Below are 22134 nucleotides of genomic sequence, written 5' to 3'. Positions count from 1 at the left end.
ACAATCTACTGTTTTGGGCAAGCAGCCAATCAGGTCAAATAGACCTCAAATAGACCTCAAATAGACCTCTAGCCCATTAAACATGAACGCAAGAAGCTATCAATAAAACAGCAGTCACCCACTCACCCCACGGCCATCGCATCGACATTAGACACGCGCCTATTCCTGGAGATGTCGGCGATTCGCGTGATTCCCGCGAAGGCGGGAACGAGGGAAATCGCTGGCGCCTGGCCCGCGCCGTGAAAGCCGGCCCAAAGCAGCGCGTGCCAGGGCCTCCCCGTACCGGCCCTTTATCAGCCCTGGTTGCGCGGTGTTTTCAGGGAAGGCTCCAGCGCAGTCCGGCAAAGACGGCGTTCTGGCGGCTTTCGAAGGCGGCCAGGTTGCTGGCTTGCCGGTTGAGTTCGACACTGACAAATCCGTCGACGCCGCTCAGCGCCTGCGGGGCCAGCGGGCGGGCGATTTCGACACGCAGGCTGTGGCGGCCGGCCTGGCGGTTCAGGTTTCCGCCCAAGAGTGGGCTGTAGCCGGCGCTGTCGGCCTGGTGGGTGTAGCCGTAATCGGCACTGAGCTTGTAGAGGCCGGTCCGCCCGTCCCAGGTAGCGCGGAATTCCGCCCGGCGGTAGTTGCCGCCGGGGCGCAGACTGTTGTCGGCCTGGTCGCCGCCTAGGCGCAGCTGCACGCTAAGCTGCTGCTGGCTGAGCAGGCTGCCTTGCGGGCCATAGTCGGCGCTGCAGTGGATGGCGCCCACCAGACCGCCGTAGCGCCCGTTGAGTTCGGGCGACACCGGGTAGCGGCGGGCTTCAAGCTCCATGCCAACGCTGGGCCGGCAAGATGCGCTCATGAAGGTCGGCTGGGGTGCCTGCCATTGGCGCAGCACGCTGGCGCGCACGCTTTGCAACAGGACTTGACCGCCAAAATCGACGTGGGTCAGGCCGGCACGCACCAGCCATTGCCGGGGGGCCTCGGGCGCCTGCAGCCAGTTGAGGGCCACGTCGGCCTGCTGGTAGCGGGTGGCGGCTTCGGCGGTCTGGCGGGCACGCAGCTCGGCCTGCAGCAGCCAGAGCTGCCCGCCCTGGGGCTTGAGGGCTTGCCACTGGACCGTGTTGAGGGCGGCGGTGCCGCCTTGGGGGCGCGAGCTTTCCAACAGGGACAGCGTGACGGGGCCTTGCGGAAACGTCAGCGTGAGTTCGCTGGCCGCGGGGGCGTTGTTGAGGTTGCTGTCAAGGCCCAGTGCGGTGGTCAGTACCCAGCGGGTGCGCCAGGCGTCGGGGCTGGCGGCGGCCAGTTCGCGCGCCAGCAGCGGGCGCAAGTGGGCAGGCAAATCGGGACGGGCGGCCAGTTGTTCGAGCAGGTCTTTTGCGGAGACGGTGTCGCCCATGCCCAGTAGGGCATCGGCATAGTCAAGCTGGGCGCCGGGCAGGTTGGGCTCTAGCAGCAGTGCGCGCTCCAGCGCTTCAACAGCCGCCTCAGGCTGGTGCTGGGCCAGCAGCAGCGCGCCGCGCCAGGCATAAAAATCGGCGCTGTGCAGGCATGCGGGGGCGATGGCATCGAGCTGGTCCTGCCGGGCTTGCAGGCTGGCCGGGTCGGCCGGCAGCGGGTAAGTGGGCTGGACGGGGCACGCGGCAGGCGAAGGTGAACGACGCGCGGCGGGCTGAATCGGCGCGCTTTCAGCAGGGGGCGATGAAGTCTGGGTCTGGGCCTGCGCGGGCCAGCCTGTCAAGGCCAGGCACATGCCTAAGCCTGTCCCCGCAGCCAGCCACTTGCCCAGGCTGCGTGGGTAAGCCTTGAATGTCACGCGGCGGAATTTTTTTGTTGTTGATGAAGGTAGTGCAAGGTGCTTTGCTCGGCAATGCTACCCGGCTGCAGCAGGGTTCGCAGTGTAAAGACTTTGCAGGGCTGCTGCAAGCCGGGCAAGAGGAAGCTGCCCAGGGGCTTGAGCGCGAGGCTGGACTGCTCGAACAGGGGGCCCACCCGCTCGGCAGCGCTTTGGCCGACCAGCATGGGATAGGCCAGATCGGCGGTGAGCGCCTGAAGCCGGAGGGCGACGGTGACGGTTTGGCCCAGCACAGTATGGACGCGCCGGCGGGCCGGACCGAAGGAGCCGACCAGGGCCATGCCGCTTTCGAGGCCGATGCTGACGCTGAGGGGTTCGAGCCCGATGCCGGCGGTGTTGGGCAGTTCTTCGTTGCAACGCAGCCACAGCTCGCGGGCGGCGGCGAGGGCTTGCAGGGGATGGTTTTCACAGGCGAGCGGGCCATTGAAGACGGCCAGCAGGTTGTCACCGACCATTTCCTCGACCACGCCGCCGTGCGCCTGGATGATGGTTTCAGCGGTGCTGAAAAACCGGTGCAGCACACGGGCGGCGTCTTCGGGAGAGCGGGCTTCGCAGTAGCGCGAGAAGTTTTGCAGGTCGGCGGCCAGCACGGTGACGTCGCCGCGGCGGGCTTCGATGTCGCCGGTGGGCTCTGTCAGGGCGATTTGCGCGGCCACCGGGCTGGGCACATAGCTGGATAGGTTGCGGTAGAGCCGGCCTTTTTCGAACAGGCTGCGGGCGTGTTCCCCCAAGGCCAGCGCAGTCCCGGCCAGACCAATGGCCAGCGCGGCGGTGGCCCAACCGACAAACCAGCCGGCTTGCAGCAAGGCGGCGGCATGCAGGACGAAGCCGAGCCCGGCCAGGGCGGCGGCGGCCAGCGGCAGCAGCAGCACGGCGCGGCGCTCGTGCAGGGGCTGCCCGGCCGCCAGCGCCAACAGCCCCCCTATGGACAGCAGCACGTAGCCCCACTGCAGCCAGCCGGCGGCCATGGGCGTGTAGGGCACGGCGTCGTCGAGCATGGCGGCCATCAGCTGCAGATGGACTTCGGCGCCGCTGACGGCGCCGCCCAAAGCGGTGGGAACGGCATCAGCTAGGCCGAAAGCCGAGGCGCCCACAATGACCCAGGCGTCCTTGAGCATGCCGGCGGGCACTTTGTCTTGCAGCACGTCGGCGGCGGAGATAGCGGTCATGGCCTTGCGGGAGACGCCGTAGGGAACGCGGATCTGGCCCTGAGCGTCCATGCCGATGCGGCTGCCGGGCAGGCTAGGAATCACCAGTTGCCACGCGGGTTGCCACGGCCCGACGCCAGCGACTGGCAGCAGGGCTGACAAGCGTTGCGCCTGGGCATCCAACGCGACGGGCGGAACGAGGGCGGCCAGACCGGCCAGCGTGAGGCTGGAGTAAGTATGGTCGTCAAAACACACGAAGCCAGGAATCCGGCGCACCGCGCCATCGGCGTCGAGTGTCGGCGTGATGTGCCCGGCGCGCTGATGCAGGCCGGGGGCGTTGGCAATGAAGCCCTGCGCGGGCAGGGAGGGGGTCTGGCAGCCCACACCAGGAACGGCGCCGGCCAAGGCGCCGGAGCGCAACTGGCTTTCGTTGCGCAGCGCAAAGACCTGGGCCAGCACCGAGGGGCTCTCCGCATCATGGACGGCCAGCGCCCGGGACAGCTCGGCGCTGCCGTCGCGCCCGTCAGGGAACACCACATCGAAGAGTTTGAGCCCTACGCCCTGCTGGTCGAGCTTGCGGGTCAGTTGGGCCATGACCTCTCGCGGCCAAGGCCAGGAGCCGACTTGAGCGAGGCTGGCGTCGTCAATGTCAATGAAGATGACGCGGCGCTCGGGGGTTTCACTGGCCGTGAGGCGCCAGAGGAAGTCGGTGCTGCGTTCGTCGAGCTGCCTGAGGCTGCCGGGCGAAACGGCCAGCCAGACTAGCCAGACCAGCGCGGCGAGGGCCAGGACGGCCGTGCGGCTGCGCCAGGGCCGCATCAACCAGCGGCTTGCAAGCGGTTTCATCAACGGCCCCAGAGGGTGATGCCGGACAGCGTGCCGCCAGCAGCGGCTTTCTCAAAGAGATAGCCGGCAGATTTGCCGTCCAGCGCAACCGCTCCCGCCACCGCCTGGGTGGCGCTGCGGGAAACAAACAGACCATCGTCACGAACCGACCCGGATGCCTGCAGGCCGACATTTCCGGTGGCCGCCGACCGCAGGTTCAAGGCGGTGTTGAACAGCCGGGAATTGAAATCGATGGACAGGGAGCCGCCCTGCACGGTGGCGGGTTGGATGTCGAGAGCGGGCCCGGTATAGCGGGCATAGGCCTGCTGCAAACCAAAGCTGACGCTACCCAGGCCTTGAGGCAGCACGGCCGATCCGTTTTCTATGCGGTAAAGGAGGAAATTATCGTCTCCCACGGTGACGACACGCCCTTCCCTGCCCTCAAGACGCGCCACGGAAAAGTCGGTGGCGTCGGACTTGGCTACGGCCCAGCGCCCCCACGCCAGCTGTGCGGGTTCGGGTACCGCGGGCACGAGCGGCGCCACAGGAGCGGTCGCGCTCGCATCGCCCGCCAGACGCACCACATCATGCACCAGCGCGGCGGCCACTGCATCATCGCCCGTGGTGCGCGTGCCTGGCTTGCTGGCGTCTCGGGGACCTACGGCCTCGGAAGACGGCCGGGGTTCCGCGGAGGCGAGCATTGTTTCTGGCGCCTTCACGCCATTCATGGGCTTGAGTTCGGGCTGGGCCAGGGTGCTTCGAAACTCGACCAGCATATTACCCATGTCGGCCGACAGCAGTTTTGCCGTGATTGAACCGCAGGGACCAAACGCCTGGGGTGAACAGCCTTCGCCAAACGGAGCCATGATGATGGCCCCCTGATTGACGGACGCGATGGTCTGGTTGCCCTGGGTTCTGACCACGAAATCGGTACCGCGCACGCCGATGGCGACCAGCGGGGTATTGAGGCGAAAGCGATCTTTGGCGCCTTCGGCGGCGGCGCCGGAAATGGCGCGGGTGACACCTTTTTCAAGGCGAAAGCGCACAGAAGATTGGGCCACCTGCTGCGGGTTGTACTGGTAATCTTCCACCACCAAACGACTGGTGGGACGCACGCTGACCATGGCACCGTCGACAAAGCGGATATGCACATGCCCCCCTTCCGAGGTTTCGATGCGGTCACCGGGGTGAATGGAAGTTCCACGGCGTACGGCTTCGGAGGTGCCGCTGGCGGACACCACCATGGCATGGCCGATATGGAGGGTGACCTCGCCGACGGCCTGCGCCGAGACGCTTCCCGCCACGGCAAGGCTGGCAAACCACAAGGCAAAGCGAGCAAAAACGGACAGACGAAGTGAGTACACGGGCGAATTAATTGACGATGGAATGAGACAACTGGCTTATTTGGCCACAACTTCCGGTAAGCGGCTGTGAGCGTGATCACATCCAGCAATACAGCGCCGCAAAGAGCAAAGATGAAGAGCAAGTGTTGCACAATAGCCATGCTCAGGCGGCGACATGCTGCTATTGGCGCCTTGTAGACCGACCTTACGCGATCTCTTGCCCTTTATGATGGCAAACACCAAAAACTCTAAGAGTACCAACTCAAACCCAAGCTGCACGGCCGCATCCAGCTATTATTTCGATAGCAACGTCAAAACCCTGACAAACAGGGTTCAGCTGCGGGGCCTCACCCGACAAGCGCCGTCACGACCGTCGATGTCGGGTGGCGTTGCGCGAATCCGATCCGCCACCAAGGGCCTGAATGGGTTGGGTCGTTTTCAATCATGACGATTCCTGTTGCCGCCTTGCAGGGGTTCGCGCTGCTTTCGAACCTGCCGCAAGTGACGATTTCGCACTTGGCGCAACAGGCGGTTGAACGCGTCTTTGCGAAGCGAGAAGTGGTTTTGCAGAAGGACAGTGCACTGTCGTCCCTGTGCTTCTTGCTCGAAGGACGCCTGCAGGGCATGGACTTCACGATGGATGACCGGGAAGTGGGGCTGTACTTCATCAATCCGGGTGACTATTTTGGCGAGGTGGCCATCGTTGATGGCCTCCCCCAACCCGAATTCATTACTGCTGTGGCGCGCTCAAGGGTGGTTTTTATTTCCCGCGATCTGATCAAACCGATTCTTTTTGCCTCTCCCAAACTCTCGGAGGCGGTTTGCACCCGGCTGGCCGTGCGGCTGCGGGAGCAGGTGGCGCAGCGACGCATCCTGGGCCTCTCCAATCCTTTGCAGCGGGTGTGTGCCCAGCTCGAGCTTTTGTTCATGGCATCGAGCACAGGCCAAATCCGGGTGATGAATGCCCCGACGCACCAGGAGATTGCGATAATGATCAATGCCAGCCGCGAAACAGTCACCCGTGTTTTCCAACTCCTCCAAAGTCGGGGAGTGGTGGAGCGCGATGGTAATGACCTGCGAATAGACAACCCGAAACTCCTGCGCGATGTCGCGGCAGGCAGTCAACCCCTAGGATAAGCGCCTCATAATGATTCGATTTTCAAGCCTGCCTGGTCTTGGCTATGCCATGGTTCCGCTGCGGCACCAGTATCTCATCACCCAGCTGGCCCGCCGCGACGTGCTGGCACGCTATAAGGGCTCCATTTTGGGTGTGGGCTGGGGCCTGCTGTTTCCCCTGCTGATCCTGCTTTCCTATACCTTTGTGTTCAGGCTGGTTTTCAAGGCTCGCTGGCCGGGCGGCGGGGACAGCACGGGGGAGTTTGCCCTTCAGGTTTTTACCGGGCTGGTCGTATTCAACCTTTTTTCGGACCTGCTGAATCGGGCGCCGCGACTGGTTCTGGAGCAGCCCAACCTGGTCAAGCGCGTGGTGTTTCCGCTGGAGATTTTGGCCTGGGTTGCGCTGACAAGCGCTGTGTTCCACGCGGGGCTAAGCCTGGTCATTTTGCTGCTGGCCATAGCCGGCTTTGGCCCCGGCCTGACTTGGTGGGCACTCCTGGCGCCGGTGGTCATCATGGCGACCGTACCGGTGTTGCTCGGATCTGCCTGGTTGCTATCGGGTCTGGGCGTGTTTATCCGCGACATCAGTCACGTCATGGGACCAGCGTTAACCATGCTGATGTTCATGTCTCCGGTGTTGTACCCCGCAACAGCGCTACCAGGCCATTTGCCCACCCTTCTCTGGCTCAACCCGCTAACGGTGCCGATTGAAAATCTAAGGCATTTGCTGCTAAAGGGGCAAGCGCCGGATTGGGGCGCTCTGGCGATTTATACATTGGCCGGCCTGGTATTTGCTACCCTGGCTTACTGGTTTTTTGACCGGGTCAGACCAGCTTTTGCCGATGAGGTCTGAATAAGCGGGCCAACCACCCGTCGGGCGGCAAAAACTGTTCCCGCACGGGGTGGGGGTTACCCTGAAAAACCAGACCAAAGGGGTCTTCTTTCGCCTGCTGCTGCGTCGCAACACGCAAGCCTTCCGCCGCTTGAACCGCAGCTGGCAAGGTATAGGTGCGAAAGACATTCAGCGCACTAATATGGCGGTCGTAGGCCTGCAAAGCAAGCTGTGAGCCGAAGCAGGCCATGGCCTGCTGCTTGCGCTGCCATACGGGGGTGATGTCAAGCAACACATTCGGCAGCAAGGGCGCACCTACTTCGTACTGTACGAGGGTGTGGCCGGCGCCGAGCTGCTGAATCGCTTCAATTGCAGCCAAGGCGGCAGCCCGATGATCGGGGTGAATCTCCCAAACCGAAGGTGCCAGCAGTACGTCAGCGCCGCACTCCTTCATTTGACGCACGATCAAATTGACAAGCGCCCCGCCCGCCGTTGACAGGGAACGGTCGGCATAGTGGCCAAAAATGGGCGGCTGGCAGCCAAGCACCTTGGCCGCCGCACGGGCTTCTTCCTGCCGCGCCGCGACCACCGCCACGCCCGCGGGCGGAACGCCGTGCAAACCGCCGTCGGTCAGGATCAAGGCCTGGACCGGCACCCCCGAGAGGGCATATAGCGCGGCACAGCCTCCGCAGCCAAACACTTCATCGTCGGGGTGAGGCGCAAGCACGAGTACGCCGACGGCACCAGGCACTGGCAGGCTTGAGGCTTGGTAGGGAATATGTTGATCTTCGGACATGGTTGACGAAAGGGAGAAGGTGGACCTGCATGGCTGAAGCGCTAAAGAAAATCGGTGTCGCCGCCCGTCAACCATAGTTGACCAATGTAAGGCCTGCCCTCTTCGACGGGTCGAGCATTGACCGGAATATAGATATCCGAAGGCATGCAACTCGCAGCATCGATTGCAAAATAGGGCGCGATGCCCTCGCTGAACAGACCCATGACAGGTTTTTTGTTGCGCTCGCCAGCAAAACGACGAGCGGCGTTCACGGCAAGGCCTGTCGCCTTGCTTGACCCCACATAGTCCAGCCACTCGACATGGCCAGCATGCTCTCTCAACGCAATGGCGCAAAGTGGCCGACCGGTCCACCGGCGGCGAATCACCAGGAGCTCGTAGTGATGGACGGGGTGCGAGGCAAAACGCGAGTTCCAACGGGCAGCGTCACGCACCGGCATGAAATATTGCGGCCAACTCGTGCGCATGTCGCGCCACAGGGGTTGCAACAGGTGCAGATTTTTCTTGTCCAGAGTGGCTGTCGTTGACCAGCGTTGCTGCGAGGGCAGCAATGCCGGCCAAGTCAATGCAGTCATGCGACCAGCAGGTGCGTAGAGACCGAGCTTGATTCCAAGCTGGAAATGCCTGCCACTGGGAAACCCAAAGGCAAATTCATAGCCCAGAGAAGGGCCCACCAATTGGCTGAAAAATGCGGCAGCCACATGGTACAAAGCCCCTCTGCGGCTGAAGACGCCACGCTCACTGGGCAAAACCATGACATCACCGTTTTGCACCACTATGTGCGTCCCGGATGGCCCTTGTATCGTCCGCGGCATACCCCCAAAAAATGCCACAGCGGTGCCGTCCCGCCGCAACATCATGCCGCGCGTGGGAGCGTCGGCGTATTTCCATCGCCACTGAGATGCCGACATGACATGACCGAAGACTTTTTCGAACAACTGCAGCAGTTCTTCGTCATTTTCCGCCGTGGCACCATGAACCGACCAGCGCTCTGAGTGGCCTGCAGGCAAAGCATCCACCTGGCTTGGGAGCGAGGATGCCATCACTTGTCGCCGTAGTGTCCAGACAGGCTGTGCCAGTGGTGCGGCAGGGTCACCAAGCCGGGCTCCGGCAGTATGTCATTTACCGTCAGTGTGGCAATGGACAGGGCGTTGTCGTATATATGGACGGCGTTTTCGCTGCCAAGGTAAACGCCAACATGGTACTTTCCCTTGCGCAAGGGAATGCGTGGAAACTCGATGGTTGCAACGCCCCGCCCTTGTTCGTCGCGCTCAAGCACCAAGCCGTCGGTGCGGGCGATCGAACAGGTCAGCGCCATGCTATTGGGCAAGTCAATGGTGACTCCTGCGGTGGGCGGCGGCAGCGCCGGGTCGGATTCGAACTCAATGACGACGCTCAGACTGGACTCGCCGGGACGAATATGCAGGCTCTTGCCCCAAGCGCCATCACACCCGACGCGCGCCTGGCTGATACGCGCATAGCCGGGGGTGCTGCCAAGAGTCTCTTGTCCCGCGGGAGTACTCGTCGGACTGCTATCGGCGCCAACCCCAGAGGGGGGAATGGCACCCTTCCCGGCCAAAAACAGATCGTATTTACGCACCACTTCATGGGGCTCGCCAATCGCTTGCAGTGCTCCTTCGTTAAGCCACATGACGCGACTGCAGAAGGCTTCGACCTGATACAGGGAGTGCGAGCAAAACAATATGGTGGTTCCGCGCTCCTTCATCGCAAAAATACGGTCGAACGACTTGCGTGAAAACTCTCCATCCCCCACGGACAGGGCTTCATCAATAATAAGAATATCGGGATCCACGCTGGTGGCCAACGAGAAGGCCAAGCGCACAAACATGCCACTGGAGTATGTCTTGACCGGGTGATCAATAAAGTGACCAATCCCGGAAAATTCGATAATCGCGTCAAGTCGTTCGAGTAATTGCTCACGACTAATGCCTAGCAAGGGGCCATTAAGCAGTATGTTATCGCGGCCAGAGAAGTCTGGATTAAATCCAGCGCCAAGCTCCAGCAAGGCTGCGATTCGCCCATTTACACGGACCGTACCTGTGCTCGGACTGACAGTGCCGCAAAGCAGTTGCAGCAACGTCGACTTGCCAGCGCCATTACGCCCGATGACACCCAGGACTTCACCCCGCGGAATCTCCAATGACAAATCGCGCAACGCCCAGAAAGCGTCGTTGGGTTGCACCTTTTCGCGATAAAGCGCAGAACGCAAGCGCTGTGTCGGACTGGCCATTGTTGGGTAGGCTTTTCCTAGCCCAATTGCTTCAATGGCTAAGCCGCCCGAAACAGGAAAGGTGGGAGTAATAGGGGATGTATTCATCAAAATGAAAGGCAAATTAGTGCTTCGGCCATAGACTCTTGTCAAGGGCGGTCCATATCTTTGCGGGGGAGACTGTACGCTGAGCCTGAATGCGGCGACGCTTTTGCCAGACCTGCGGCAACGCGCTCAGTGCATCACGCTTGGCGCGCAGCACAATACCGAGTTGCCCACGTAGTGCGAATCGCGCAACGGCCAGCATGTTAAAGCCAATGTGCGCCGGCAGCAGCAACCAAAATAGCCAGGACGGCATATTCTTCACATACACCCACACCAGATTACGCTGGCCATGGTAGCTGGAAAAAGCGCTGTGCCGGCCAGACATGGCGGACCCGACGTGGTAACAGACGGCGCGGGGGATGTACATGGAACGATAGCCCTGCAGACGCATCCGGAATACGAGGTCGACGTCCTCCATGTAGCAAAAAAAGTCTTCGTCAAATCCGCCAACCGCGTCCCAGGCATCCCGGCGGTAGAGCGCGGCGGCGGCGCACGGCGAAAATACCTCCTCCCGCTCCCTGTGGGATAGTTCAACCGGGCTGCCATGGTCTCGGCGATAAGCCCGGCCGCTGAAATTGTAGGCATCGCCCGTGCCATCACTGAGCAGATGATCATGAGCGCTTATCAAATGTCCACCGAAGGCCGCGAAGCTGGCGTTCTCGTTCGCTGTAGCCAGCAAGGTTTCAAGCCAACAGGGCTCTGGGAAAGCATCGGGATTTAGCAATGCTACCCATTTGCAGCCCCCCCCATGGCTCACGCCTAAATTGTTGGCCTTGGCAAACCCGGTGTTTTCATCGAGCTGCAGAAGCGAAAAGCGATCGTCATTCATTTCGTGGACGATTTGCTGCGAACCGTCGGAACTGGCGTTGTCCACCACAAGCGCCTGAAAGTCAGCATGAGTTTGCCGGCTGAGCGAGACCAGGCAATCCCGCAGGTGTGCCTTGCCGTTCCAGTTGACGATGACAACAGCGACCTTTACGCTCATGTTGACTGGATGTGCTGCCTGCGCACACGCTGATAGATGGATTCGTAGAAGAAAGCCTCCTCTTCGATACGCAACGGCAAGAAAAGATTCTCCCTCCACGACTGCAAGATGCCGGGCGAATTGATCAGGTCGCCGATGGCGCGAGCCCATGCCTCTGGATCACCCGCTGCAACGACACCTCCGCATTGATGAGCAGCAACCTGCTGGGCAGGCGCGCCGAGATCGGACACTAGCGCAGGGACACCTGCGGCGGCGCTTTCATGCAGCACTAGTGAAAAAGTTTCAGGCACCTTGGAGGGCAGGCACAGCAAGTCAGCATCCCCTAGCGCCTTGAATACCTCGGACGCCTCAAGCGATCCGGAAAACTCGATCCTCGCATCCGAGTCGGCCAGAGATCTCACTTCACTGTGATAAGCAGAATTTCCGTAAGCGCCTCCAATTACCTTGAGCCGGACCACTGCGTCCGGCAAAAGCGCCAGAGCACGAAGCAGTACGTCAAGGCCCTTCTGTGGAACAATCGAACCGATATATACGATCTGAAGATGCGCTTTGGGGCTGGCAGGCGGCGTTGCATGGTTGGCAGCAAGACTCAAAGCCAAGAGATCAACCCCATGCGGAATAGTCTGTACCTCAATCCCCTCAAAGGCGTCGTGGTAACGTGCTGCTACATATTCCGAGGGGGCAATTCGGGCACCGGCGGCCTGTAACACAGAACGTGCCTGGTCAAACCGGCCGATGTAGCTTTCGGCCGTCCAGGGTGCCGTTGCGCAATCTTTTGAACAGCGACGTCCATTGTCTGGCCCCAGGCACAACTGGTTCTTTAAATTGATTAAATTGATTCGGGCACAGGGCAGAAAAAAATCGGTTAGCGTCAGCACATAGGGCAGTCCGATGCGCTGCGCTGCCAGTATCGCACTGCCCATGCGCATGGTGTGCATCACATGCGCGACTTCGAAGCGTTCCTGACGCATCCAGGCAGCGAGACTCCCTACGATGTCCTCGTCTTCGTCCAGACTTATATCGGCCGATGCGGGCAGCATCGCCCTGGGAATAAAGGTGACGGGAACGCCTTGATAAACAGATTCAAGCTCATTTAAAGCAGACGCAGCGAAAGCCTTGCCGCCACAACGTTCAGGATCCACGGTACTCGCGAGTACTCGAACATAGTGACCCGCACGCTGCGCCATTCGCGCGAGATTCAATGCAACGCGTTCGGTTCCGCCCGCAAATTCAGGGAAAAATTGGTGAACAATAATCAAGATTCGCATCAAACACCCGCCGCCAGTTCACTATGTATCAGTTCGACAGTGGCATGCGCTACGTCTTCGGACTGCTTATGGTTCAAGCAATAGAAGGCCAGCGCTGAGCCGGCGGCGGCTGCGAAAGTTTTCCGTACCATATCGCTTAGTTCGTGACGCAGCACGGCATCCTGCTCACCATACACGTCCGCGGCAAAACTCTTGAAATGATCCAGCCTTGCCAAGAAACTGTCGCTGAAGCGACGGGCTTCGTTGCGCGCCGTGGCATCCATAACACCTGTCGCCGCGCCAAGATAGCGCTCAGACATGGTCGAAATAAAAGCATCCAGCCTGTCGTCGCCCAGCATGGAAGCGCCTCTTTGACCTACAAGCGAGAAGGTTTTGCGCGACTCGTTAATCCAGCCGTCAAGCTGGGCAGTCAGCGTAAGCTGCGAAGAACTCGTTTCGATTTGACCGAGCCATTGAGAGACATGAGCGGCGGTGGATTCGATACCCGCCAGTAACCCTGGCAAAGATTCGCAATACGGAACGGCAAAGTCATCGAATAGGCCCACAAGGAACACGACATCGACAAATGAGCGCTTCAAGTAATAGTACGCTGGCCGATTATGCGAATGGATCACTTTCACGGATGCCAGCATCGCCACCCGCTTGCCGCTCTTGATGAGACGTATGCCGAGGTCGAGATCTTCTGCATAGTTGCCGCGATAACGAAACTGCTGAAAGCATTCGCGAGAAATCAAACAAGAAACGTCACTGAGTTGCCCCTGAGATCGCAGGGACATGTGGTCATCTCCGCTGTACTCACCAATACGGTCGTACTCGAGGCAGCCCAAAAACCGGTAATGGGTGTTGATCATCGAGTCGTACATCATGTCGCTGTCGCTGCGACTGTATTCTGCGCAAGAGGCGGCGGCGAGGCCTTGGTCGGCATGATCGAGAAGATAACGCAACATGCCGTATAGCCAGTGGTTTCCTATGGGGTAGGCATCCTGCACCATGAAAAGCACATAGTCACCCGTCGCGTGATCTGCGCCGAGGTTGCGGGCGTGGCTGTGAGAAAACTCCTCAGGAGGAATTTCGATGACTTTCGCCCCGGCATTACGGGCAACTGGAACCGTCGTGTCGCGTGAGCCTGAATCAACGACAACGATTTCAATTTCACGCACAGCCCGCTGGGCGCGCAGTTTGCGCAGCATCCATGCGAATTCAGGGCCCGCGTTCAGCGTAGGAATAATCACGGACACTTTCACGTCGATGGTAGGCCCGCCCCCAGTCAGATCGGGATGCAGTCGAATATCGCGCAACTCGGGAGGTGAAGCTGCAAATACGTTGCCATTTCTGGCCGGTGCCCGGCTTCGCAGCAGAGCCAAATAGGTTCGATGATGCCTCAGATAGTAGGGCAGCCGACGCGCAAATCCCATGACCCCATTTCGCGCCACTTCGCCAGCGACAGCGTGGTAGACGTTACGAGCGAAGCGCATCGGGAGGCGCTCGGGGAACTGGTTCAAAAAGCGGCCAAATGCGCGAAGTGGCTTTGTTACATGCCACGAGCGGGACTGATAGATCTCTTCGAGTTGCCTGAGGTGCAGCAGGCGAAGCTCGCTGAGCTTGTTGAGCTCGGCCTGCTGTGACCCCGAATACTCCTGCAAGGCGTCAAAGTTTCGCCCTATTTCCATCAATCGCAGCTCCAGCCGCTCCGCATCCTGCTGCGCCAGTGTCGCCTTCTGCTTTTCATGATTCAACTGGTTCGTATTCCGCACGGCATTCAGCATGAGCCCCACCACATCGCTAGCCTGCCAACGCTGCATCTGACGTGAGGCGAGCACTGACAGCATTGTCTGGCGCAGCATGTTCGCTACTTCTGAGTGGCCCGACCCCTCGTCGGAGTTCAATGCATAGATGGCTGATATGCCAGGTACCCGCCGAAATGGTTTTTTCGCTGCCAACTGAAGCCAAAAATCCCAGTCTTCAAAAAGCTGGAGTGCAGGCTCGAACAAGCTTGCCGGGGCCATGCGGACACAATCCATCCGAAACATAACCGCATGAATAGGAAGGTAGTTTTGAAGTTGCAGGGTAGCCGCGTCAAAGTCGCTCTCGAACAGGTGGACCCTCTTTTGAGAAGCAGTATCGTCGGCAGTCACGCACTCAACATCGCTGTATGCAGCACCCAAGCTCTCATCAGACTCCAGGAGTTGAACTAGCTTGGACAGATGATCCTCCAATAACCAGTCATCATCGTCCAGGAAAATGGCAAATTTTCCTGTCGCCGCATCAAGCAGCATGTTCGCTGCGGCGGCTCTTCCAAGAGGAGAATTGGACTCAATCAGGCGGGTTACCGTGCTGGCATCTTTTTCCGCCAACGGCAACAATGGTTTACCGCTCGCATTGACGACAAGCAACTCCCAATCCCCGAATAGCTGATTCCGTACAGACTTCACCGCATTCACCAAGCTGGGCCGCCCCATGGTTCGAATCAGAACGGAAACTTTGGGAGGTAAATGAGGAGCATGCAAATCGCACGACAGCTCTTGCGGGTGGTCCAAATTCATGCTTTTTAGGTTACTTCAGATTGGCAGGTGAAGCTGTTCACAACAGACCCTGCTAACGCCGGCGTACCGCATCTGCGGCTAACAGCCAAGGAGGCAGTGTAACGGATTTAAATTTTTCCCCTCATCGATGGACGCCTCAAAAATTCATATAGGAAACCTATAATACATTCCTATATGAATTCCATATTGCGCATTCCCTTGAACGGTTCGCCGGAGCAACTCGCGAGCCTGCGCGCGCTCCAGCAGGCGTTTGCGCAGGTCTGCAACGCACTGTCTCCCCTGGTTCAGCAATCGCGTTGCTGGAACCGCGTCACACTTCATCATCTGGCTTACAAGCAGTTGCGGGAGCAGTTCCCGGCCATGGGCTCCCAAATGGTCTGCAACGCCATCTATTCGGTATCCCGCTCCAGCCGTCTGGTCTACCAGCACCCAAACAGCCCCTTCAACCTTAACCGGCTGGGCAACAAGCCACTGCCACTGCTACGCTTTGCTGACACCTGCCCGGTTTATTTCGACCGTCACACCCTCAGCGTGAAGGACGGGCAGCTGTCCATGTACACGCTCGATGGCCGCATACGCTTTCACCTGGCTTTGCGGCCTGAAGACGAAGCCAGCTTCCATGAAAAGAAATTGCGGGAAATTGTTTTATCCCGAACGGCCACGGACAGCTTTGAGCTGTCATTCCTGTTTTTAACGCCCACGCAGGGCGATGAAATCCCCGCCAACAAAGAGCAAGATCCGGGCGAAATTCCCGAATACGTGATGATTGAGGAAACCACATGAGTACCCTAAAACCGCCTTCCGAACTGCGTCAGGCGGTGATGTCGCTGCGGCCTTATTTTGTGCGGGCCGCCTGGTTCAGTATATTTTCCAGCCTGCTGGGCCTCGCACCGAGCGGCTACATGTTGGAGGTATATGACCGGGTGGTGAACAGCCGTAGCCATCTCACCCTGGTCATGCTGACGCTGGTGGTGCTGGGCGCCTACATGCTGATGGAAGTGCTGGAATGGGCACGCGCGGAAATCATGCACGAAGCCGGCCTAAAGCTGGACGAGCAGATGCGCAACCGGGTCTTTAGCGCTATTTTCGAGGCCAATCTCAAAAGGATTCCCGGTGGAAGCTTGCAACCTTTGAACGATTTTCGAACCCTGCGAGATTTTCTGGGCTCGCCGCCACTGCTGGCGCTGATGGAAGCCCCGGTATCCCTTGTGTTTCTGGCGCTGGTGTTCGCCATCAGCCCGGTGCTGGGCTGGTCCGCGATTGTGGGCTCAATGCTGCAGGTCTTTATCGGCTGGCTGAATGAACGGAACACGCAACCGCCCCTTGTGGCCGCCAACCGCTCCGCCATTGCCGCGCAACAGTACGCGGACGGCTCGTTGCGCAATGCGCAGGTTATCGAGTCCATGGGCATGCTGCGCGATATTCACCGCCGCTGGATGGACAAGCAACGTGAATTTCTGGGCCTGCAGGCCATCGCCTCAGACCGTGCGGGCGGCTACCAGGCCCTCACCAAGTTTCTGCAGACCACCATGGGTTCGCTGCTGCTGGGGCTGGGTGCGTGGCTGCTGCTGCACAACCAGTTGAATGGCGGCGCAGGCATGATGATCATTGGCTCGCTTTTGGGCGGCAAGGTGTTGGCACCGCTGGTGCAGATCGTCACCCAATGGCGCACGGTCGTGAATGTGCGTGATGCATGGCAACGACTGGAGGGCCTGCTAGCAACAGTCCCCGCCAAACAGGAGACGATGCCTCTGCCGGCGCCGCGAGGCCTGCTGCAGGTTGAAGCTCTTGTGGCGAGCGCGCCGAACGGCGGCGTGGCCATCATCAAGAATGTAGCGTTCAGCCTGCCGCCAGGTGAAGTGCTGGCCGTGGTCGGCCCTTCCGCGTCGGGCAAGACGACCCTGGCCCGACTGCTGATCGGTCTGTGGCCGGCGGCGAGCGGCAAGGTGCGGCTGGATGGGGCTGACGTTTTCACCTGGGATAAAAGTGAACTGGGCCCTCATTTGGGTTACTTGCCGCAGGGTGTGGAATTGCTGGAAGGAACTTTGGCTGAAAATATCGCCCGCTTCGGTGAAGTGGAGCCCGCCAAGGTCAAGGCCGCGGCTCGCGCCGTCGGCTTGCACGACTTCATCATGAGCCTGCCACAAGGCTATGAGAGCCCCATCGGTCGGGAGGGCGCCATGCTGTCGGGGGGACAACGCCAGCGGGTTGCGCTGGCCCGGGCGATTTACGGCGACCCGGTGCTGGTCGTGCTGGATGAGCCCAACTCCAGCCTGGACGAGGCAGGCGACGCGGCACTGGCCGCCGCTATTCTGGAACTCAAAACGCGCGGCACGACGTTTGTCATCATGACGCACCGCACCAGTGTGCTGGCCGTCGCAGACAAGATGCTGGTGCTGCGTGATGGCGTGATGCAGGCTTTCGGGCCGCGCAATGACGTACTGGCGGCCTTGAGGCAGGCAAGCGAGCAAGCTGCCGCGGCGCCGCCAGCCAGCCCTGCACCTCCTGGCACTTTGGTGCCTGCAGCCTGAATCCGGAACGCGATAACGACAAAATCCCATGAAAAAACCCGCCTTCTTCAATCGCAGCGAACTGACTGCCACCCTGTGGGCTTTCCGGCAGGAGTTCCTGATCGTCGGCATCTTGAGCTTTTTGACTAATCTGCTGATGCTGGCGCCAACCCTTTACATGCTGCAGGTATTTGACCGCGTAATGAGCAGCCAGAGCGAACTCACGCTGCTGGCGGTCTCGCTGATCACGCTGTTCCTGTTTGGCGTGATGGCCTGTTCCGAATGGCTGCGCTCGCGCGTACTTGTCAGGGCGGGCATGCGCTTTGATGAACAACTCAGCACCCGCGTCTTCAACGCCAGTTTTGAAGCCTACCTGAGTCAATCGTCCTCTACACCGTCGCGGGCTTTTGGGGACCTGATTCAAATCCGGCAATTCCTCACGGGCCGTGGCATTTTTGCGCTCTTTGACGCCCCGTGGGCCCCCATCTATATTGCGGTGACTTTCTTCCTGCACCCATGGCTGGGCATCCTGTCCCTGGTGTTTGCCGTGGTCCAGGCCGCGCTGGCCTGGTTTGGTCACCGCCACACCGTGGCCCCTGCGGAAGAGGCAGCCCAAGCCGGCAGCGAAACCACCAGCTACCTGCAAAGCAAATTGCGCAACGCCGAGGTACTTGAATCGATGGGCATGATCGGCAACCTGCAACAACGCTGGAACCAGCGCTATCAGGTCTGGATGAACAAGAATTCTTCTGCATTGGGCCTGACACACCGCGTCACGGCCTGGAGCAAGTTCATTCGCTACACCCAGCAATCGCTGTCGCTCGGCGCGGGCGCCCTGCTGGTGATTGACGGCCAGCTGTCACCCGGCGCCATGATTGCAGCCAACGTACTGATGGGACGTGCGCTCGCGCCGATTGACCAGTTGGTGAGCACCTGGCGGGGCTTCGTCTCCACCCGATCAGCCTTTGAACGGCTGGAAAAGCTGCTGCTTGAATACCCGGAGCGCGACCCTGCCCTCACTCGTGTGGCCCCCACGGGCGAAATTGGCCTGCGTGGCGTCGTGGCCAGCGCAGAAGGGCGCACAACGCCCATTCTGAAAAATATCTCCTTCGTGGTTCCTGCGGGCACCGTGGTCGCGGTGCTCGGGCCGTCAGGCTCTGGCAAGTCCACGCTGGCGCGGGCCATGATCGGGATTTGGCCAGACGTGGCCGGTGAGGTGCTGCTGGACGGCATGCCGCTGGAACGCTGGAACCGCATCGAGTTGGGCCCCCATCTGGGTTATCTGCCGCAGGACGTAGAGCTGTTTGAAGGCTCGATTGCCGAGAACATTGCTCGGCTGGGCGAGGTCGACTCGGTCAAAGTGATTGAAGCGGCACGCTCGGCTGGCATGCACGAGATGATCCTGCGCTTCCCCAAGGGCTATGACACGCCCATTGGCGAGGCCGGCAACCTGCTGTCGGGCGGGCAGCGCCAGCGCATCGGTCTGGCACGGGCGATTTACGGCGACCCCTCACTGATCGTGCTGGACGAGCCCAATGCCAATCTGGACGATGCGGGCGAAACCGCGTTGCTGCGAACCGTGCTCGAGTTGAAAGCCAAGGGGAAAACCGTCTTCCTGATCACCCACCGTCCTGGGGCCGTCGCCGTGGCCGACCGGCTCATGATTTTGCGCGATGGGGAAATCTTTGCTGACGGGCCGAAAGAGGCGGTACTGGCGTCACTGCGACCAGCCAGCCCGCCCCCCGCGTCCACGGCACCCATGCCACCCGAACCAACGATTGAATCAGCCTTGCCCGCCTGAGGCTGGTATTGCCATTTTTTTATTCTTCTTTTTTCAGCAAAGTCCGCCATGGCAACACCCGATTTTTTGAAACGTCTGACCACTCCCGCCGCGCCCTCCCTCACGGAAAAACCTGGAGCTGGCCCCGGGCCCTCCTCCGACCTGGGTCATGCCGGGCGCATCGGCCTGTGGGCCCTGGGAATCGGCTTTGGCGGCTTCCTGCTGTGGGCTGCGCTGGCCCCCTTGGACGAGGGCGTGCCCAGCCAGGGGCATGTGGCAATTGACACCAAGCGCAAGTCGGTCCAGCACCTGACAGGCGGCATCATCAAAGAGGTGCTGGTGGGCGAGGGCGATCAGGTCAAGGAAGGCCAGTTGCTGATCAAGCTTGACGATGCCGCCGCCAAAGCGAACTTTGAGGCTATACGCCAGCGTTACCTGGGCCTGCGCGCCATGCAGGGCCGCCTGATGGCCGAGCAAGCGGGACAAAATACCATCACCTATCACCCGGATCTGGTGACGGCTGCCGGTGATCCGCTGATCAAGCAGCAGATGATGAACCAGGAACAATTACTCAGGTCGCGCAAGGCCGGTTTACAAGCCGACTTGCAATCCATTCAGGAAAGCATCCAGGGCCAGCAAGGCCTGTCGCTGGCCTACGAAGGCATGATGGTCAGCCGTCGCAACCAGCTTTCACTGCTCAATGAAGAACTCACCCATACCCGTGGACTGGTAAAGGAAGGTTACGCTCCGCGCAACCGCCAGCTGGAGCTGGAACGCCAGATTTCCGAGTCAAGCACGGCCATTGCAGAGCTTCAGGGCAATACGATGCGATCCAGAAGCAGCATGGCCGAACTACGCCAGCGCGCCATCTCACGCCAGCAGGAATACCGCAAGGAAGTGGAAACACAGCTGGCCGACGTGACGCGAGAGGTGTTGAGCGATGCCGGAAAATTCATTGCGCTGCAAGATGACCTGGCGCGCACCGAAATTAGGTCCCCGGCGGCGGGCCAGGTGGTTGCACTCGCCGCGCAAAGCGTTGGCGGCGTGATCGGCCCCGGGCAAAAGGTACTGGACGTGGTGCCTGCCAATGAATCGCTGCTGCTTGAGACGCGCGTACTGCCCCACCTGATTGACCGCGTGCATGCCGGCATGCCGGTGGATGTGCGCTTCTCGTCTTTTGCGCATTCTCCGCAACTTGTGGTGCAAGGCAAACTGGTTTCTGTCTCGGGGGACTTGCTGACCGACCCGCAGAACGGCGCAGGGTATTACCTGGCGCGCGTTGGCGTGACGCCTGAGGGCCTAAAAAAACTTGGCAAGCGCCAGATGCAGCCCGGCATGCCCGTTGAAGTGGTCTTCAGAACCGGCGAACGCTCGCTGTTAACCTACTTGATGCATCCGTTGACCAAGCGTATTGCGGCTTCGATGAACGAGGAATAATCCGGTGAAAACGACTCCCTCGACAAACGCCCCCCTCCCCATGAACACCCGAATGCTCGCACTGCTTGTAGCGCTGGCCTGCGCCCCCCTTTGTGCGCCTGCTTGGGCCCTAGACCTGTCGCAAGCTTATCAGGCCGCCATGGAACAAGATGCCACCATCCGCGCCACGCGGGCGGCCACCGCAGCCAAACGCGAGCGCCTGCCACAGGCACGCTCCCAGTTGCTGCCCAATTTGTCGGCCAGCGCATCGCGCAACCGCAACTCACTTGAAAGCACAACGCCAAACTTCCTTGGCCAGTCGGTTACCACCAACACAAACTACAATAGCAGCAGCGAAGCGCTGACGCTGAGGCAACCCCTTTTCCGCAAGTACCAGATGGCCGACTACCGGCAGGCGCAGGCGCAGGTGGACGACGCCAACGCAGTCCTGGAACGGGAACTGCAAAATGTGGCAGTGCGTGTGAGCGGGGCCTACTTCGAGGCTTTGCTGACCGCAGAACAGCTTGCGCTGGTCGTGGCGCAGAAAGCCGCCTATTCCAGCCAATTCGACGCAGCCAAAAAACGTTTTGCAGCAGGGGCTGGAACCCGCACCGACATCGACGAGGCGCAAGCGGCTCTGGACCTCAATGTGGCTCAAGAACTGGAGGCACGCCAGAACGTTGACTTCACCCGTAGGCAGCTCCAAACACTGATCAACCGCCCCATTGACACGCTGGCGTCACTGAACGCGGACAAAATGGAACTGGTGCCGCCATTACCCAACCGGATTGAAGACTGGGCCGAGCGCGCCGAAGCCAACAGCCCGGAAATCCGCTCACTGAAGGCCCAGGTAGAAGTGGCCCATTACGAAGTGGAAAAAGCCCAAGCCGGCCACTACCCCACACTGGACGCCATCGCCCAATGGTCGCGCAACGAAAGCGACACGGTGACCAGCGTCAACAATCGCTACACCAACCGGTCCATCGGCCTGCAGCTCAATATTCCCATCTTCTCCGGTGGTAATGTGAACTCGGCCGTGCGCCAAGCACTGGCAGACAAGGAGCGCGCCGAAGAGGCGCTGGAGGCCTTGCGCCGAGACCTCGGCGTGCGCGTGCACCACGAGTTCCGCGGCGTGACCGAAGGCGTGTTGAAGGTCCAGGCCCTTGAACAGGCAGTGCGCTCCACGGAGCAAGTGGCGATGTCGAATCGCCGAGCCTTCGAGGCGGGCAGCCGCACCCTGATAGACACGCTCAATGCCGAACAGCAAAAGGTTTCGGCCCAGCGCGACCTGGCACAGGCCCGCTTTGTTTATCTGATTTCACGGGTTCGGCTGCAGGCACTTGCTGGTGGCCACAAAACCGAAGTGATTGACGAAATCAACGGCTGGCTCATGCGCTGAGTCGGCC

16 protein-coding genes are annotated in these 22134 nt (G+C 60.3%); 7 read left to right on the top strand and 9 right to left on the bottom strand.

Annotation, left to right across the window (positions count from 1 at the left end; all coding sequences use genetic code 11):
- Nucleotides 1-316 precede the first annotated feature (316 nt).
- The 3 genes from BM160_RS11090 to BM160_RS11080 are packed head-to-tail and all read right to left on the bottom strand — an operon-like array spanning nt 317 to nt 5171.
- Nucleotides 317-1795: a tetratricopeptide repeat protein gene (locus BM160_RS11090; RefSeq protein ID WP_092004935.1), complete on the bottom strand. Its 1479-nt coding sequence runs from the start codon at nt 1793-1795 to the stop codon at nt 317-319.
- A complete protein-coding gene (locus tag BM160_RS11085) occupies nt 1792-3828 on the bottom strand; it encodes a CHASE2 domain-containing protein (protein WP_092004933.1) in 2037 nt (678 codons plus the stop codon). Before BM160_RS11085 ends, BM160_RS11090 begins: the two co-directional genes overlap by 4 nt.
- Nucleotides 3828-5171, bottom strand: a complete 1344-nt coding sequence (locus BM160_RS11080) for a FecR family protein (RefSeq protein ID WP_092004931.1) — start codon at nt 5169-5171, stop codon at nt 3828-3830. Before BM160_RS11080 ends, BM160_RS11085 begins: the two co-directional genes overlap by 1 nt.
- 423 nt (nt 5172-5594) lie before the next feature.
- Between BM160_RS11080 and BM160_RS11075 the strand changes: the two genes are divergently transcribed.
- Together BM160_RS11075 and BM160_RS11070 are read left to right on the top strand one after the other, a co-directional pair.
- On the top strand, nt 5595-6287 hold the full coding sequence (locus tag BM160_RS11075; protein WP_092004928.1) for a Crp/Fnr family transcriptional regulator: 693 nt from the start codon (nt 5595-5597) through the stop codon (nt 6285-6287).
- 10 nt (nt 6288-6297) lie between these two features.
- Complete coding sequence (locus tag BM160_RS11070; RefSeq protein WP_092004925.1) at nt 6298-7119, top strand: ABC transporter permease; 822 nt, start codon at nt 6298-6300, stop codon at nt 7117-7119.
- Here BM160_RS11070 and BM160_RS11065 read toward each other — a convergent pair.
- Genes BM160_RS11065 through BM160_RS11045 form a run of 6 tightly spaced genes read right to left on the bottom strand, consistent with a single transcriptional unit; the run spans nt 7091 to nt 15022 of the window.
- A complete protein-coding gene (locus tag BM160_RS11065; protein WP_177218985.1) occupies nt 7091-7894 on the bottom strand; it encodes a PIG-L deacetylase family protein in 804 nt (267 codons plus the stop codon). The two genes, BM160_RS11070 and BM160_RS11065, sit on opposite strands and share 29 nt — an antisense overlap.
- Before the next feature lie 41 nt (nt 7895-7935).
- Nucleotides 7936-8934 carry a GNAT family N-acetyltransferase gene (locus BM160_RS22230; protein WP_143093227.1) on the bottom strand — a complete coding sequence of 333 codons (999 nt, stop codon included), beginning with the start codon at nt 8932-8934 and terminating at the stop codon, nt 7936-7938.
- On the bottom strand, nt 8934-10244 hold the full coding sequence (locus tag BM160_RS11060; RefSeq protein ID WP_092004919.1) for an ABC transporter ATP-binding protein: 1311 nt from the start codon (nt 10242-10244) through the stop codon (nt 8934-8936). Before BM160_RS11060 ends, BM160_RS22230 begins: the two co-directional genes overlap by 1 nt.
- A gap of 1 nt (nt 10245) precedes the next feature.
- Nucleotides 10246-11211 (bottom strand): glycosyltransferase family 2 protein, encoded by a 966-nt coding sequence (locus BM160_RS11055; protein ID WP_092004916.1) that lies wholly within the window; start codon nt 11209-11211, stop codon nt 10246-10248.
- Nucleotides 11208-12479, bottom strand: a complete 1272-nt coding sequence (locus tag BM160_RS11050) for a glycosyltransferase (RefSeq protein WP_092004913.1) — start codon at nt 12477-12479, stop codon at nt 11208-11210. The genes BM160_RS11055 and BM160_RS11050 overlap by 4 nt, the downstream gene beginning before the upstream one ends.
- Complete coding sequence (locus tag BM160_RS11045; RefSeq protein WP_092004910.1) at nt 12479-15022, bottom strand: glycosyltransferase family 2 protein; 2544 nt, start codon at nt 15020-15022, stop codon at nt 12479-12481. The genes BM160_RS11050 and BM160_RS11045 overlap by 1 nt, the downstream gene beginning before the upstream one ends.
- Nucleotides 15023-15196: 174 nt before the next feature.
- Between BM160_RS11045 and BM160_RS11040 the strand changes: the two genes are divergently transcribed.
- From BM160_RS11040 to BM160_RS11020, 5 genes are read left to right on the top strand one after another with little or no spacing between them, the layout of a single operon-like run.
- Nucleotides 15197-15805 (top strand): hypothetical protein, encoded by a 609-nt coding sequence (locus BM160_RS11040; RefSeq protein ID WP_092004907.1) that lies wholly within the window; start codon nt 15197-15199, stop codon nt 15803-15805.
- Nucleotides 15802-17553, top strand: coding sequence for a type I secretion system permease/ATPase (locus tag BM160_RS11035; RefSeq protein WP_092004904.1), 1752 nt, complete (start codon nt 15802-15804; stop codon nt 17551-17553). Before BM160_RS11040 ends, BM160_RS11035 begins: the two co-directional genes overlap by 4 nt.
- 28 nt (nt 17554-17581) lie before the next feature.
- Nucleotides 17582-19333, top strand: coding sequence for a type I secretion system permease/ATPase (locus tag BM160_RS11030; RefSeq protein ID WP_092004901.1), 1752 nt, complete (start codon nt 17582-17584; stop codon nt 19331-19333).
- Between the two features lie 48 nt (nt 19334-19381).
- Complete coding sequence (locus tag BM160_RS11025) at nt 19382-20749, top strand: HlyD family type I secretion periplasmic adaptor subunit (protein ID WP_092004898.1); 1368 nt, start codon at nt 19382-19384, stop codon at nt 20747-20749.
- 40 nt (nt 20750-20789) lie between these two features.
- Nucleotides 20790-22127 carry a TolC family outer membrane protein gene (locus BM160_RS11020; protein WP_092004895.1) on the top strand — a complete coding sequence of 446 codons (1338 nt, stop codon included), beginning with the start codon at nt 20790-20792 and terminating at the stop codon, nt 22125-22127.
- Nucleotides 22128-22134: the final 7 nt, after the last annotated feature.

The sequence above is a fragment of the Polaromonas sp. OV174 genome (assembly GCF_900112285.1).
Classification (GTDB): Bacteria; Pseudomonadota; Gammaproteobacteria; order Burkholderiales; family Burkholderiaceae_C; genus Polaromonas.
The sequence above is the reverse complement of the archived record's forward strand: the minus strand, read 5'-3'. Positions and strand labels throughout refer to the sequence as shown.

Excerpts from the sequence above, each read along its gene's own strand:
- BM160_RS11085 (WP_092004933.1), bottom strand. The coding sequence starts at position 3,828 with ATGAAACCGCTTGCAAGCCGCTGGTTGATGCGGCCCTGGCGCAGCCGC.
- BM160_RS11075 (WP_092004928.1), top strand. The coding sequence starts at position 5,595 with ATGACGATTCCTGTTGCCGCCTTGCAGGGGTTCGCGCTGCTTTCGAAC.
- BM160_RS11070 (WP_092004925.1), top strand. The coding sequence starts at position 6,298 with ATGATTCGATTTTCAAGCCTGCCTGGTCTTGGCTATGCCATGGTTCCG.
- BM160_RS11065 (WP_177218985.1), bottom strand. The coding sequence starts at position 7,894 with ATGTCCGAAGATCAACATATTCCCTACCAAGCCTCAAGCCTGCCAGTG.
- BM160_RS22230 (WP_143093227.1), bottom strand. The coding sequence starts at position 8,934 with ATGGCATCCTCGCTCCCAAGCCAGGTGGATGCTTTGCCTGCAGGCCAC.
- BM160_RS11055 (WP_092004916.1), bottom strand. The coding sequence starts at position 11,211 with ATGAGCGTAAAGGTCGCTGTTGTCATCGTCAACTGGAACGGCAAGGCA.
- BM160_RS11050 (WP_092004913.1), bottom strand. The coding sequence starts at position 12,479 with ATGCGAATCTTGATTATTGTTCACCAATTTTTCCCTGAATTTGCGGGC.
- BM160_RS11045 (WP_092004910.1), bottom strand. The coding sequence starts at position 15,022 with ATGAATTTGGACCACCCGCAAGAGCTGTCGTGCGATTTGCATGCTCCT.
- BM160_RS11040 (WP_092004907.1), top strand. The coding sequence starts at position 15,197 with ATGAATTCCATATTGCGCATTCCCTTGAACGGTTCGCCGGAGCAACTC.
- BM160_RS11035 (WP_092004904.1), top strand. The coding sequence starts at position 15,802 with ATGAGTACCCTAAAACCGCCTTCCGAACTGCGTCAGGCGGTGATGTCG.
- BM160_RS11030 (WP_092004901.1), top strand. The coding sequence starts at position 17,582 with ATGAAAAAACCCGCCTTCTTCAATCGCAGCGAACTGACTGCCACCCTG.
- BM160_RS11025 (WP_092004898.1), top strand. The coding sequence starts at position 19,382 with ATGGCAACACCCGATTTTTTGAAACGTCTGACCACTCCCGCCGCGCCC.
- BM160_RS11020 (WP_092004895.1), top strand. The coding sequence starts at position 20,790 with ATGAACACCCGAATGCTCGCACTGCTTGTAGCGCTGGCCTGCGCCCCC.